The following is a 13964-nucleotide window of genomic DNA, read 5'->3' as shown; positions in this document are numbered from 1 at the left end:
GCTGAAAGTTTGAGTCATTAGTATTTCAGCTTAGAAACTTCAAAAATTGTGATCGACTCAGCAGAAATTTAAACCTGGCTGCGTCATAGTACCAGTCATAGCCTCTCGATTGACTATGCCAAATTGCCGAAAACCTCTCCATCTTTGTGCGTAGGAACTTCCGGCACGCCTGCCCCAAAACCTGTTTTAGGGAGAGTTGCATCCCCATTCTGGTCATTCTATAGTTACTTACTCAAAAGCTATTTACTCAAACGCTCCTACAAGCAAAAGACTTTCGATTGACTCACTCCTCTATCCACTTTCTTAGAATTTTATGAATTTCACCCCACACAGTAAAGTTGTCGTGCAGGGCATCATGGAACCTCTGGGCATCACCTATGCTCCTTTAATGCAGGCCTACGGCACCAATATTGTTGCAGGGATCAGTCCAGGATTTGGAGGGCAGATGCTGCATGAGATCCCAGTGTTTGACATGCTGGAGCAGGCGCTTCCCCTGGTTGGTGCGATCGACACGGCAATCATTTGCAATCCTCCCTATTCAGCGCTGGATGCTGCTTTAGAAGCGATCGCGGTTGGAGTCCGCCAAATTGTGTTGATCGGTCAGGGAATGCCTCCGTTGGATATGGTGCGGCTGATTCGCAAGGCAGAAGCGACCGAAACGCTAATTGTCGGCCCAAACAGTCCCGGTGTGATTGTGCCGGGTCAAGTGCTGCTGGGCATTCATCCTCCCGAACTGTACAGCCCTGGCTCGATTGGATTGATCAGTCGGAGCGGCACCTTGACCTATGAAGTCGCCTGGTCGCTGACACAAGCTGGACTGGGACAATCGATCGCCGTCAGTATCGGAGGAGATGCGATCGTCGGTTCGTCATTTCCACAATGGCTCCAGATTCTCGACGAAGATGAGCAGACGGATGTGATTGTTTTGGTCGGCGAGATTGGAGGAGACAGCGAAGAAGCCGCCGCCCACTACATTGCAGAAGCGATCGATAAGCCTGTGGTTGCTTATATTGCTGGCAGAAGCGCCCCCAGAGGAAGAAGAATGGGTCATGCTGGCGCAATCATTGATTTGCAGGTGGCAGATTTTGGCCCAGATATTGGCACTGCCGAGAGTAAAGTCAGCGCCTTCAAACGTGCCAAAATTCCCATTGTCGATCGCCCCTCTGACATTCCCACGATGGTCAAGAAATTGCTGAAACTTCCTGCGCGGCGATCGGCTGGGTAACGACTGTGGATTTGATAAACCTGGCGAATTAATTCGCAGCTATGAGAACAAAACCCGCCTTCGCGGGTTAAATTTTTAGTTCAAATCTTACTGATGAGAGATCTGGGCCATTGCTCAAAAGGTGACTAGAGCAAAGCGTTTCATCGAATTGACGTAGATTTTATGGCAAAAGGACGGAGGAATTGGCGCTACATCTCCTGCTTTGGATAGGAGTTAAGGAACGCGATCGCACCTACGCTTTAAGTCAAGAATCTGCAAAAGCCATGACTCAAGGAAACAGCCTCACCTTGCCTGCTGGCACCGAGCCACCCGATTTTGAACGGGGTTCTATCTTCTTCATCGGCACCGCCACCGTAATTCTGCGCTATGCCGGATTCACGATTTTGACCGACCCCAATTTTTTGCATCAGGGCGACCACATTCACCTGGGATACGGGTTAACCTCGACTCGGCAGACTAACCCCGCGATCGACATCGAAAACTTGCCCCCGATCGATTTCGTTTTGTTGTCTCACAAACATGATGACCACTTCGATCGTATTGCCGAAGAAAAACTAGATAAAGGAGTGGCGATCGTCACGACTCATCACGCTGAGAAATCGCTGAAAAAAATCGGCTTTCGTGAAATTTATCCACTCGACACCTGGGACACGCTAACCGTTAACAAGGGAACTGCTTCGCTAAAGATCACGGCGATGCCTGGGAGACATGGGCCCGGAATCATGTCCGCGCTGCTTCCCAATGTCATGGGCAGTATGTTGGAGTTTCAGCCAACCCCTGGAGACATCAAATTTCGCATATACATCACAGGCGATACGCTAGTCTATGACCAAATTAGAGAGATCCCAAAACGATTCACGAATGTGGATCTGGCCCTATTGCATCTAGGAGGCACCAGAGCCTTTGGAATTTTAGTCACAATGGATGCTCAGCAAGGAGTCGAGATGATTAAAATTATTTCTCCTCGTCGGGCCATTCCCATTCACTTTAATGACTACACCGTATTCAAGTCACCCTTAGAAGAATTTGTGCAGGCCGTTGAGCAAGCTGGATTATCAGACCGTGTACATTATGTGAGTCATGGTGATACGTTTGCGTTTGAAGTTGCGGCTTATTTGCAATCAACTTCTTAAATAAAAATCAGTAACGAGTTATGAAAACAATCGAACCTAATGTAGCAACGCATCCAGATTTTAGACTAGCCGCCGCTGGAGGAATTCTGTTGGGCATGGGATTCGCAGGATTTTTTGATGGAATCGTTTTACATCAAGTTTTGCAGTGGCATCATTTGCTGACAAGTATTCGTCCGACTGATAGCCTTGCTGATCTCGAAGCTAACACCTTTTGGGATGGAATCTTTCACCTGGGAGCCTATGGATTGACGATCGCTGGACTCATTCTCTTATGGCGGGCCAGACCGCAGCTACCTGAGTCGCCCAAATTTCTCAGTGGTTTAGTTCTTTTTGGATTCGGCTCGTTTAACTTGATCGAAGGCTTAATTAATCACCAGATCTTGGGCATTCACCACGTCAAGTATGGGTCGCATCAAGCCGCCTGGGATATGGGATTTTTGGCTCTGGGAATTCTATTTATGATTGGAGGCTGGTTGCTTTTTGATCGCACCCGACCCAGACCACCGTCTTCCAAAAGTTAGAGATTGCCAATCAGATGTATTAATCTCTGCTCATCATAAAGGGTGAAGAAAAATGAGGTGACGATCGCTACGATCAAGCTAAATTTGAAGAGGAAGATTCACCTTGAAACCAAATTTAGTTTCCAAGCAGGTCGATCTAAAAGAGTGCAAAATTCGCTATTTAGAAAGCGATCCTTCTGGAGAAACTCCGCCGATTCTATTTCTACACGGTTGGGGAATCTCAGCGCAGCCTTATCACGAAATTCTCACACTTCTGTCTCAAAACCATCACGTTATTGCCCCAGACTTACCTAGCTTTGCCGGATCAACGCGCTCCGAACTAGTCGAAAGCTACGCCCATTACTCAGATATTTTGGTTTCTTTTTTAGACACGATCGCCATTCCAAAAGTTCATTTAGTCGGTCACTCCTTTGGAGGCGGAATTGGGGTCACGATCGCTTCTTTTGCACCCAAGAAAATTCAAAGTTTGGTGCTGGTTGGCTCTACAGGAATCCCCTCCGGCTCTATTCTAGAAGTGCTATTGCGCCGAGCGATCGAGATGCCTTTACAGATATCAATTCCCAAACTACAGTTACAACTCGTTGAGATTCCTCAAGTCTTTCTGCCTAATTTAGTCTTTAACACTGGCAACTTTATTCAAGCGCTATTTCTTTCATTAGAAAAAGACCTCGCCCCACTGCTTTCTCAAATTCAGGCTCCTTGTTTGTTACTCTGGTCACGAAAAGATCTGACAACTCCCCTTTCGTCTGGTCAAGAATTTCATCGCCGTATCAAACACTCCAAACTAACGATCGTCGAAGAGGGATACCATGAGTGGAATCTATTGTATCCAGAGAAGTTCACCGCGATCGTTTCAGAATTTATCGAGCACAATGCGTCTTCCGTAAGAGGCGTTACGATCGCTTAAGGGGGCATAATTTAAGTTAATTAGTATTTCTACCCATACGAGCGATGAACTGCTCTCTATTTAACAATTCTGTGGTTGACCGTATTCTTGTCGTTGATGATGTTGCCGACAACTCATTCTTACTGCAAACTCTTCTAGAACTTGAAGGCTACCAGGTCGAAGTCGCAGACAGTGGCTATTCTGCGCTCGAAAAAATTGAGTTAGAACCGCCTGATCTAGTTTTGCTAGATGTGATGATGCCAGGCATGAATGGTTATGAAGTTGCAAAACATATTCGTAAAAACCAGCAGCTTCCTTTTATTCCCATTTTGTTAGTAACAGGGTACGACTCAAATTCTCTACCTCAAGTGGATGAGGTTAGTGTCAATGGGTTGATTCACAAACCTGTTGTATTTGATGAGTTGTTAACGAGAGTTCAAACACTTCTTCACCCTGATTTCAGCTAAAAATTTCACTCAAAATCCCGAAAAGCTAACTTCACCGAGAGCAAAGCATTTTCTAACCTTTTTCTTGGCTAAACAAGCTCTATCTCAAGATAGACAGAAAACTTTGAAGAAACCTTTTAGGATTTGAAACTAGAGGGATTCTTGTAGTTTAAGAGCCTTCTTCTCAGACACCTTGTTGATAGTTTGTATCTGCGCTATGGCAGAGCTTGGAGAGTTAGCGATGAACACCATTCGTGTGGCTTTAATCGAGGATCATGACCTTACTCGATTTGGTATTCGTGCGGTTTTACAACAGCAGCCAGAAATTGAAATTGTGGGTGAGGCGCGAGATGGCCGATCGGGACTAAAAATGCTCGAAGCGACCCGTCCTGATGTGGCGATCGTTGATGTGGGCCTGCCGGATATGACTGGAATCGACCTGACTCAGCAGTTTAAGCAGTCACAGCCAACCGCAGATGGAACTCCCAAAACTCAAATCTTGATCATGACGATGCAAGACAACGAGGAGGTCGTTTTGGCGGCCTTTGCGGCTGGAGCAGATTCTTACTGCATGAAAGATGCCAGTCTGACGCGCTTATCAGATGCCGTGAGAACAACTGCCGAAGGAAACGCCTGGGTCGATCCGGCGATCGCCAGAATTGTCTTACATCAGGTTCAACAAGAGCCACCAACTTCCAGCAAAAATTCTGTCAACAGCACGATTAACATCAATCGCCTCTCCAATGAAGACAGCGAAATGATGCTAACGTATCCCCTAACAGAGCGAGAGTTAGAAGTTCTCAAACTGATTGTCGATGGATGCAGTAACGCTCAAATTGCAGAGAAACTGTACATTACGGTTGGCACGGTCAAAACCCATGTGCGAAATATTCTAAACAAGCTCTGTGCAGACGATCGTACTCAGGTAGCCGTGCGTGCGTTGAGAGCCGGACTGGTTAGATAAAAGCGCGTCACGAATTGGGGTTCCCTTAAAGAATGCAGAAGTTTGGGGAAAACGGTTTGACGCACCTCTACAAGACCCTTTAGAACAGATCTTGTAGAAAGATTCTACAAATTAGCCAGTAGGGTTCTAATCTGCTCAACCCGTTTACGATTGACACCCAGATCGCTTTTGCCCAATCGAGACGCAGACCGCACCTGAATCACATTGGCAGAGTGATCGAGGTAAAACTCTACGTCATCTACAAATCCCATTAGGGCGCTGGTAAACTCGGCATACAGATAGTCTTCGCGCTCGATGACAATTTGAGTTTTGGGCAGCGACTCAATGATTTGTTTGAGTTGGGCGATCGCCTGCTCTGGTGCAGATGAGTAGCTCAAAGGGGCAATCTGATGTTCTGCGTCTCCGGCCTGACTACACACACAGTTGGGCGTATCGGGACAGGGTGACAATTGACCATCTTTTACCCCTAGCGTTGTGGGTCGTTTTCCTGCAAACATCGGCATCACATTAAATAAAACAGATTGAATAGAATATGCAGATTTTAACGTGAATTCAATGCAATCCTTCAGTGCAATGTTTCAACAAGAAAGAACCTAAATCTGCAAGTGAGGGACGTTGGAATAGAAAGCTTAAATGGATTACAAGTCAACACTCTTAGGAATGAGAATTAAATAATATCGAATTTTGTAGAGTAGGTTGAGTAATCGCGAAACGCACCGCCAATGATTAAAATTAACGTCAGTTCGATGAGAGTGACTCACTTCGTTTCAATCGGCTTCAGCCCCCTAAATCCCCCAAAATTGGGGGACTTTGAACGAGAGATCTTGTCCAAAAGTCCCCTAGAATTGGGGGGTTGGGGGGCTGAAGTGCTGAATAACGGAGCGGAAAAACTCCATCGAATTCACGTTAAAATTAGTGCGTTTCGCGTCTCTCAATACACCCTAAGCAATTGTCGGTTTTATTAGACCCACAGTCCCTAGTGAGTTAATAATTGTCCAAATGACGTTAATTGAATTCGGGGGCATCAGAGCTATTCAGTTATCCTGCCTTTGCTTGCAAATAGCGTCGTCCGACTTCTGTCCAGTTGACAACGTTCCACCAGTTGCTCAAATATTCAGGGCGACGGTTTTGATACTTTAAGTAATAGGCGTGCTCCCAGACATCGTTGCCCATGATTGGGTATAGACCTTCCATCACAGGCGTATCTTGATTGGGCGTTGACATGATTTGAAGTTTGCCACTGCGATCGTGCACCAGCCAGACCCATCCACTGCCAAAGCGATCGGCTCCTGCTTTATTGAACTGTTCCTTAAATTTCTCAAAGCTGCCAAAGGTTTTGGTGATTTCTTGGGCAAGCTCGCCTGTGGGTGCGCCACCGCCTTTGGGACTCATGATTTGCCAATACATCGAGTGATTGACATGTCCGCCGCCATTGTTGCGAAACTTAGTGCGAACCGCTTCGGGCACCTGATCGAGTTTTTGCAGCAACGATTCAACCGTTTGCTTGCTCAGATCGGGATACTCTTTGAGGGCATCATTCATATTTTTGACATAGGTTGCATGATGTTTGTCATGGTGCAACTGCATCGTCTGCGCGTCGATATAAGGTTCTAACGCATCGTAGGCATAAGGCAGAGGGGGCAACACCGCAGGATTAGCGCTCAGTCCCGCAGAAGCCGCTGGAGCCGCTGTAGGTTTGGGCATCGAAGGGGCTTGAGCGTTTGCCTGATAGCTGACAAGCAGAAATGACAGCATGACTCCGATCGCAATCAAGCTGATCTGCTGAAAAAACTTTCTCATGAAGGCTAGACCTCAAAGTTGGGACATCGGACAACAGGAAACAACGCCATGAAAACACATTTATTCCAGGCTCGCAGCTTAGAATCGCAAATTAAACAAAATCATTATCTGTGGCAAACATTCAGCCCCAATGCAAACACTATCGTTCAATCTGCATCAACCTGCATGAATCGCGATCGCAAGCTTAGCGATCGTCGCCGCCCGTCACATCTGCCCAAGTAGGGAAATTCGGCGTTGCTGATTGGAGGGATGAATCTGTGGGAAGTGTTAATCTCTTCGCCCTAAATCCCCCAAAATTGGGGGACTTTGAACCTTGGGGTTCCCGCCGCTTTGGGGCAATTCGTCCCCTGATTCAGTAACACCGAAAATTCTTTCGTCAACTGTCTTTTTTGACCGGAAGCTGTGCCACCCGAAACACAGCCTGATTGCGTCCTTTGTGCTTTGCCTCATACAACCCCGCATCAGCCGCGTTTACCAACATCTCAGGCGACAAACCCGCCTCCGGCACCAGACTCGCCACCCCCATACTCAAGGTCACAAACGGAGAAACCCGCGACCCCACATGATCTAATTGCAGCGCCTGTACCTCAAGCTGAATCGCCCTTGCCACCTGCAACGCTCCTTGAGCATCAGTATTGGGCAATAGCACCACAAACTCCTCTCCTCCATAGCGAGCCGCCAGATCCGTTGGTCGTTTTACCGCTTGCTGAATCGCATCTGCAACCCGCCGCAAACAGTCATCGCCCTTGGGATGCCCATAGGTATCGTTGTACCGCTTAAAGTAATCGACATCGCAGATGATCAGCGCCAGAGACCCTTGAGATCGCAGCGATCGTGACCATTCTCGCTCTAGCCACTCATTAAACGTGCGTCGGTTAGCCAATCGGGTCAACTCATCCTGACTCGACAAAATACTCAAACGCTGGGCCTCAGCCGCCGTCATCACCGTTGCGGATGTAAGAATCGCGATCGACACAGGCACCACAGGCACCCACCAGCCCACAATCAGCAACCCATAGCTCAACGCAACCACTCCCGACATCAGCAATAGCGTGAAGGCAATTTTGTGGGGACGAGCAACCTGACGAGCGTTGATCCAAAACCCGACATAAGCAACCAGCACAATCAACAACCATTCCGCCCACTTGGGCAACACTTGCATCAGCGGTCGATCGTCTAAAACAGCGCTAATAATCTGACTGGTGACATTGGCATGAAGCTCAACACCCGACATTGGCTCAGGGCTGGAGCCAGACGCACTGCTATAGGACGTAAAAAACACATCCGAATCGCCAACTGAGGTATTGCCAATCATCACAATCCGATCTTTGAGCAATAGATCAGGAATGCGGTCTTCTAGAATGTCGATCGCCGAAATCATGCGAAATTTGCCCGTTCTCCCCCGTGGGTTGAGCAAAATTTGATAGCCTCCCGCATCTGCGTTGACATAGCCTCCATCGTGCTGCGTCAAGCTTGGAAAGGTGACAGTCTGTAGCTTGAGTACAGGAGATGGGAGATCTGGGTTGATGCCTTTAGCTTCTAGATAATTTAAAGCCAGCCGCAGCCCAAACGACTCGATCGCTGTCGGCCCCTCGGCACTAGGATAAAGCAACCCCCGCCGCACCCGTCCGTCAAAATCGACAACCACATCACTTGCAGAAATGCGATCGTCGTCAATCAACACCCGATTGCCTGCCACCGCCGCACCTTGCTGGTCACCGATAATTTTGGCAATGCCAATCAAGTTAGGAGTCGTTTTGAAGACTTGGAGCAGTTCGGGGTGTCCGGGTGGCGTGGGCAGGCTGCGAAAAAAGTCTAGACCGATGACGCGGGGCTGTTGCGCTCGAATTCGCTTCAGCAATTTAGCCATCACCTGATCAGAAATTTGAGAACTGCCTAACGCACGCAAATCCGTTTCGCCAAAGCCCACAATCACAATGCGATCGTCGTCCGGTTCAGGAGGTCTCAGTTGCAGGAGGCGATCGTAGGCGGCGAGTTCCCAGAGTTGGAAGATGCCCAGCGCCCGCAGCAAAACAATACAGCTTGCCGTGGTGATGCCTGAGAGCCAAAACGCTCGCGTCATGAAACTTTTTGACCCTCGATCGCTAACAGATGGACAACGGTGAGACTAACTGAGTGTAAGAGCATTGACGTGACGGTTTTTAAAGATACAGACGATTAGAGAAAAAACTTGATCAGAGCGAGTCACAGCGTTTGTTTGGGTAGACCCAAAAGCCTAGTAAGAGTCAGCTTAATTATGGTTTGAAGGAAATTCTCAGCCAGGTCAGAAGCTGTGTGCTTTTTGAAGATTTAATATAAGGGGGATTACTGAGACTTCTAGATTAACAGTTTAGCGAAGAATTTAAAAGTAGCCAGACCAAACCAGCAACTCAATCCTTTATAATCATCCATACCTCGCAAACGACTTCAAGAATTCACCTTTTGCCCCAATGTTGTCAGAATAAAGCATCTCAAGCACAACGTGAAGAGACAGACTCAGCTATACGGATACTGGTTTGTATCTTTTGAAATCAGTATAAAGACTTAAAAATTGAGACTGCTTTCTATCCGATCGTGCCCTCAATCACTCAGAAACTGCTGCTCTACTCCGAGTTAACCCATCAAAATATTCTCTACCGCTAACGAAATCTTTTGGTAGCACTTGCCACTCGCTGCTGAACCAACCACACATTTCTTAAAAAATCGCAACGCATGATCACTCAAAGTTGGGCAGTTTTTTTGCTTGGTTTGTGCATTTTTGGTTCGCTACCCCTAAAAACGCTGGCGCAAATCCAACCCGCGGCTGACGGTACACGCACGATCGTCACGCCCCAGGGCGACCAATTCAATATCAAGGGGGGTACTCAGACGGGGAATACCCTGTTTCATAGCTTCGATCGCTTCAATCTCACCGCTGATCAGGCTGCCATTTTTCGATCCGATCCGAGCATCCGCAACATTCTCAGTCGGGTGACCGGGGGCGATGCCTCAATCATTAATGGGCTGATTCAGATAACAGGCGGCAACGCTAACCTGTATTTGATGAATCCAGCGGGGGTGTTGTTTGGGGCGAGTGCTCGATTAGATGTGCCTGCTGCGTTTGGGGTGACAACTGCGAATGGGATTGGGTTTGGCAATGGGCGGTGGTTTTGGGCAACGGGAGTCAATGACTATGCCAGGTTGGGGGGCACTCCGATCGAGTTTGCCTTTCTCACACCGCAGTCGGGCAGCATTTTTAACGCAGGTCAACTCATTGTCAAACCGGGACAGTCGCTCACGCTACTAGGAGGCAGTGTTTTAAATACAGGAACTCTGAGCGCTCCAGGGGGTGACATTACGATCGCAGCCATTCCTGGAGAAGCGCGCGTCCGCATTAGTCAAGTGGGGAGTTTGCTGAGTGTAGAATTGCCGTTAGCCAATCAGGGAGAATCACCGCACACAACACTGCCAAAATCGCTGCCTCAACTCCTCGCCGGAGGAGCGCTCAACGATGCCACCGGAGTGGTCATTGAGAATGGACTGATCAAGCTGACCAGTTCTCCCGCTTTGAGTCACCCGCAAGGAATCATTCTCCAGCCCGGAACAGCAATTATCAGCGGACAGGTTTTGACTCATTCCGCGACGGCCGGGCCCTCCCAGATCACCCTGCTGGGTGACAAAATTGCACTGGTCGATGCCACCCTCAACGCTTCTGGAATAACGGGGGGAACGATTCGCATCGGAGGAGACTATCAGGGACAAGGAATACTGCCGCGATCGCAGTTTGTTTTTGGCAATGACAAGACGCAGATCAGCGCCGAGGGTCTCAATGGGGGCGGTACGATCGTCCTCTGGGCTGACCAGACAATGCGCTTTTATGGCACACTCACCGCACCGGGAGGGCAGGTCGAAACGTCTGGGAAAGAGCGCCTCGATATAACGGGTGCCCGCGTCCAGGCAAACACCTGGCTACTCGATCCTGCTGACATCAACATTGTGGCAGGTGGAACCGGAGCTTTCGCAGGCGGAGTCTTTGATCCAGTCACGAATACCACAATCGATCCGACTACTATTGCAGCAGCGATCGACAACGGAACCAATGTCACGATTACAACCACTAGCGGAACGGGCGGCAACGGTGACATTACTTTGACGGACTCGATCAATCAAACGGGAGGCGGAACAGCTTCACTCTCGCTGATTGGACGACGTTTTTTGCAAAATGACAACGCTACAATTAATCTCAATAGCACAGGAAGTTTGTCGTTTAATCTCAATCAAGTTAATCCAGAAGCAAGGCCGCCCACAAGCTCGATTCAATCTGCGATCGCCGCCATTGGCAACGTCTCCGGTAGTCGAACGATTAACCTCTCAGCAGGCAGCTATACCGGAAATACAACGATCAACGTGAATAAATCTGTACTCATTCGCGGAACCAATCGCTTAAACACTTCGATTAGCGGAGGAGGAACGGCTCGCATTCTACAAATTGCACCGGAAGCAGTCGTAGGCTTAAGTGATCTGACAATCACTGGAGGGAATGCGATAGCTGGATCAGGTGGCGGAATTTTGAACGCAGGTAATTTGGTTATCAATAACAGCACGATTACCAACAATACCACCGGAGAAAGCGGCGGCGGCGTTTACAACGTAGGAGATTTGACGATTCGTAACGCCAATATTTCTAACAACACGGCAGCGATTCATGGCGGCGGTCTTGATACTTCTGAAGGCAACGCTACGGTGAACGACAGCACCTTTACCAACAACATCGCTACCATTGACGGCGGCGGCATCAGAATCTCAGGATCAGAAGTCACGCTAACCGTTACCAATAGCCAATTTTTGAACAACACAGCCGGATTTGGGGGCGCGATCGAAGCCTCCCTAAACAGCTTGACCACCATCACAGGCACCACGATCGACCGCAACATCGCAACGGTCAACGGTGGAGGCATTCAAAACGACGACCAAAGCACCCTGATTCTCACCAACAGCAGTCTCTCCAATAATCGTGCCGATCGCGATGGAGGCGGACTGTTTGGGCGAGGCAATTTTACGATCGTCAACAGCACCCTATCCAACAACACGGCTGCCCGTAATGGAGGCGGCATTGCTCGATCAAATCCATCCAACACGACCACCCTTCTCAACAGCACCATCGCCAGCAATCAAGCAGGACTGGAAGGCGGGGGAATTTATGCAGAACCGAATGCGACCGCGACCGTCCTTCGCAACACGATCGTCGCCACCAACGCCAACCCCAATTCGCCGGATGTCCGAGGCAACTTTAACGATCAGGGCAATAATTTAATCGGCATCATAAACGGCAGTACAGGCTTTACTCGCAGCCCGCTAGTCGGCACCGCCACCAACCCGATCGATCCCAAACTTGCCCCCTTGACCCAGAGCGGAACGGTACAAATTCGGGCGTTACAAGTGGGCAGTCCCGCGATCGATGCAGGCAGTAATCTCGATGCCCCCATAACCGATCAGCAAGGTTCAATCCGAATTGTCAGCGGCACGATCGACATCGGCGCAGTTGAGTCAAATTTTGCCGCCGATCCCGTCAGTCCTGATCCGATCAGTGCCCCAAAAATTAATCCGACTGATCTGACGATCGTGCCTCCAGCGCTGTCATCCCTTGCCCAGTTTTCTCAACCCAATCAGGGCATTATCCGTTTAGAGCAATCTTTAAACCGAGACTTTGAGCAATACTTTGGCTTGACGAATTCCTCTCCAGTGAGCACCGCAGACATTCAAAATACGCTGACTCAAGTACAGCAGCAAAAGGGCATTCGGACGGGCATTATTTACGCCGTGTTTGTGCCGCGATCGACTCCCCCCGCGCCGCCCACAGGAGAACCTAAAGAGGGGGAGTCAATCTTCCCCCTGCTGCGCCCTCAAAAACGGGACGACGATCGTCTAGATTTGATTTTGATCACCGCCACAGGTCAAGCCATCCGCTATTCCACTACGGCTGATCGCGCGCAGGTCACTCAGCAGGCAAAACTCTTTCGACTGGCGGCTTCTGACGCAGAAGATCCCAATGGATATGTTGCCCTGTCCAAACAGCTTTATGGCTGGCTTTTACAACCTCTCGAACCTGAGTTAAAAAAAGCCCGCATTGTCAGCCTGATCTACTGCCTGGATGAAGGATTGCGAACCGTCCCGATCGCCGCCCTCTCTGACGAAACTGGCTTTGTCATTAGCCGCTACGCCGTCTCAGTCACCCCCAGCATGTCTTTAATCGATCGCAGACTGACCCAGCTAACCGGGCAAACCCTTTTGGCTATGGGAGCCGATCGCTTTCAGGCTCTCGACCCGCTTCCTGCTGTCCCCACCGAACTCAACCTCATCAGCCAACAGCTTTGGAGAGGCAAACGGTTTCTCAATCAAGACTTTACTTTGGCAACCCTGATCGCCCAAAAACAGCAGTTTAATCCTGGAATTTTGCACCTTGCCACCCATGCCCAATTCAACGCGGGTGCCCCCGATCGCTCCTACATTCAGCTTTGGGATACCCAAATTCGATTTAGCCAACTGCGATCGCTACAACTCGATAAGCCGCCGATCGATCTGCTGGTCTTGAGCGCTTGCGCCACTGCGGTCGGTAGCCCCGATGCCGAATTAGGATTTGCAGGATTGGCCGCCGCTTCGGGGGTGCGATCGATCCTCGGCAGCCTGTGGGATGTCTCTGATATCGGCACCCTCGCCCTGATGAGCGAATTTTATACCGAACTAAAAACTGCCCCCACCCGTGTCGAAGCCCTGCGTCGCGCACAACTGTCACTCCTCACAGGCAAAGTCCGAATCGAGAATGGTAGCCTAATCACATCTCAGGGTAAATTTTCGCTCCCAGCTAATCTGACTCCTGCTAAGACGATCGCCTTCATCCATCCTTTCTACTGGTCAGCCTTCACACTCGTTGGCAACCCGTGGTAAACCCTTAGATCTAACAAATCAGTTGAGGAAACTCATCTGGTCATGCCCCCGTCGCTGATCCCCAA

11 protein-coding genes are annotated in these 13964 nt (G+C 49.2%); 8 read left to right on the top strand and 3 right to left on the bottom strand.

Features of this window, described 5'->3' with window-relative positions; all coding sequences use genetic code 11:
• Positions 1 to 313 precede the first annotated feature (313 nt).
• From ACJ2PR_RS03515 to ACJ2PR_RS03490, 6 genes are all read left to right on the top strand, one after another.
• Positions 314 to 1225: a succinate--CoA ligase subunit alpha gene (locus ACJ2PR_RS03515; RefSeq protein WP_446868008.1), complete on the top strand. Its 912-nt coding sequence runs from the start codon at positions 314 to 316 to the stop codon at positions 1223 to 1225.
• A gap of 182 nt (positions 1226 to 1407) precedes the next feature.
• Positions 1408 to 2358, top strand: a complete 951-nt coding sequence (locus ACJ2PR_RS03510; protein ID WP_446875933.1) for an MBL fold metallo-hydrolase — start codon at positions 1408 to 1410, stop codon at positions 2356 to 2358.
• A 20-nt stretch (positions 2359 to 2378) separates the two neighbouring features.
• Positions 2379 to 2879 carry a DUF2243 domain-containing protein gene (locus ACJ2PR_RS03505; protein ID WP_446875931.1) on the top strand — a complete coding sequence of 167 codons (501 nt, stop codon included), beginning with the start codon at positions 2379 to 2381 and terminating at the stop codon, positions 2877 to 2879.
• Positions 2880 to 2982: 103 nt separating this feature from the next.
• Entirely contained in the window at positions 2983 to 3786 is an 804-nt protein-coding gene (locus tag ACJ2PR_RS03500; RefSeq protein ID WP_446875930.1) for an alpha/beta fold hydrolase, read from the top strand.
• A 44-nt stretch (positions 3787 to 3830) separates the two neighbouring features.
• Positions 3831 to 4232 (top strand): response regulator, encoded by a 402-nt coding sequence (locus tag ACJ2PR_RS03495; RefSeq protein WP_446875929.1) that lies wholly within the window; start codon positions 3831 to 3833, stop codon positions 4230 to 4232.
• Between the two features lie 220 nt (positions 4233 to 4452).
• Positions 4453 to 5175: a response regulator gene (locus ACJ2PR_RS03490; RefSeq protein ID WP_446875928.1), complete on the top strand. Its 723-nt coding sequence runs from the start codon at positions 4453 to 4455 to the stop codon at positions 5173 to 5175.
• A 104-nt stretch (positions 5176 to 5279) separates the two neighbouring features.
• Here ACJ2PR_RS03490 and ACJ2PR_RS03485 read toward each other — a convergent pair whose 3' ends face one another.
• Complete coding sequence (locus ACJ2PR_RS03485; protein WP_446875927.1) at positions 5280 to 5678, bottom strand: DUF1499 domain-containing protein; 399 nt, start codon at positions 5676 to 5678, stop codon at positions 5280 to 5282.
• A gap of 535 nt (positions 5679 to 6213) precedes the next feature.
• A complete protein-coding gene (locus ACJ2PR_RS03480) occupies positions 6214 to 6975 on the bottom strand; it encodes a superoxide dismutase (protein ID WP_446858193.1) in 762 nt (253 codons plus the stop codon).
• Positions 6976 to 7023: 48 nt separating this feature from the next.
• On the opposite strand from ACJ2PR_RS03480, the gene ACJ2PR_RS03475 reads away from it, so the two are divergent.
• Positions 7024 to 7197, top strand: a complete 174-nt coding sequence (locus tag ACJ2PR_RS03475; protein ID WP_446875926.1) for a hypothetical protein — start codon at positions 7024 to 7026, stop codon at positions 7195 to 7197.
• Positions 7198 to 7351: 154 nt separating this feature from the next.
• Here the strand turns inward: ACJ2PR_RS03475 and ACJ2PR_RS03470 are convergent, their stop codons facing one another.
• Complete coding sequence (locus ACJ2PR_RS03470; protein WP_446875925.1) at positions 7352 to 9058, bottom strand: CHASE2 domain-containing protein; 1707 nt, start codon at positions 9056 to 9058, stop codon at positions 7352 to 7354.
• Between the two features lie 629 nt (positions 9059 to 9687).
• On the opposite strand from ACJ2PR_RS03470, the gene ACJ2PR_RS03465 reads away from it, so the two are divergent.
• A complete protein-coding gene (locus ACJ2PR_RS03465) occupies positions 9688 to 13899 on the top strand; it encodes a CHAT domain-containing protein (protein WP_446875924.1) in 4212 nt (1403 codons plus the stop codon).
• Positions 13900 to 13964 lie beyond the last annotated feature (65 nt).

The sequence above is a fragment of the Phormidesmis sp. 146-33 genome, assembly GCF_052939515.1.
Note: the sequence above shows the minus strand (reverse complement) of the source record. Positions and strands in the feature narration are given on the sequence as shown.

What these genes read in the sequence shown, in the direction of transcription:
- ACJ2PR_RS03465 (WP_446875924.1), top strand. Translation starts at nt 9,688, where the DNA reads ATGATCACTCAAAGTTGGGCAGTTTTTTTGCTTGGTTTGTGCATTTTT.
- ACJ2PR_RS03515 (WP_446868008.1), top strand. Translation starts at nt 314, where the DNA reads ATGAATTTCACCCCACACAGTAAAGTTGTCGTGCAGGGCATCATGGAA.
- ACJ2PR_RS03495 (WP_446875929.1), top strand. Translation starts at nt 3,831, where the DNA reads ATGAACTGCTCTCTATTTAACAATTCTGTGGTTGACCGTATTCTTGTC.
- ACJ2PR_RS03490 (WP_446875928.1), top strand. Translation starts at nt 4,453, where the DNA reads ATGAACACCATTCGTGTGGCTTTAATCGAGGATCATGACCTTACTCGA.
- ACJ2PR_RS03485 (WP_446875927.1), bottom strand. Translation starts at nt 5,678, where the DNA reads ATGCCGATGTTTGCAGGAAAACGACCCACAACGCTAGGGGTAAAAGAT.
- ACJ2PR_RS03470 (WP_446875925.1), bottom strand. Translation starts at nt 9,058, where the DNA reads ATGACGCGAGCGTTTTGGCTCTCAGGCATCACCACGGCAAGCTGTATT.
- ACJ2PR_RS03505 (WP_446875931.1), top strand. Translation starts at nt 2,379, where the DNA reads ATGAAAACAATCGAACCTAATGTAGCAACGCATCCAGATTTTAGACTA.
- ACJ2PR_RS03475 (WP_446875926.1), top strand. Translation starts at nt 7,024, where the DNA reads ATGAAAACACATTTATTCCAGGCTCGCAGCTTAGAATCGCAAATTAAA.
- ACJ2PR_RS03480 (WP_446858193.1), bottom strand. Translation starts at nt 6,975, where the DNA reads ATGAGAAAGTTTTTTCAGCAGATCAGCTTGATTGCGATCGGAGTCATG.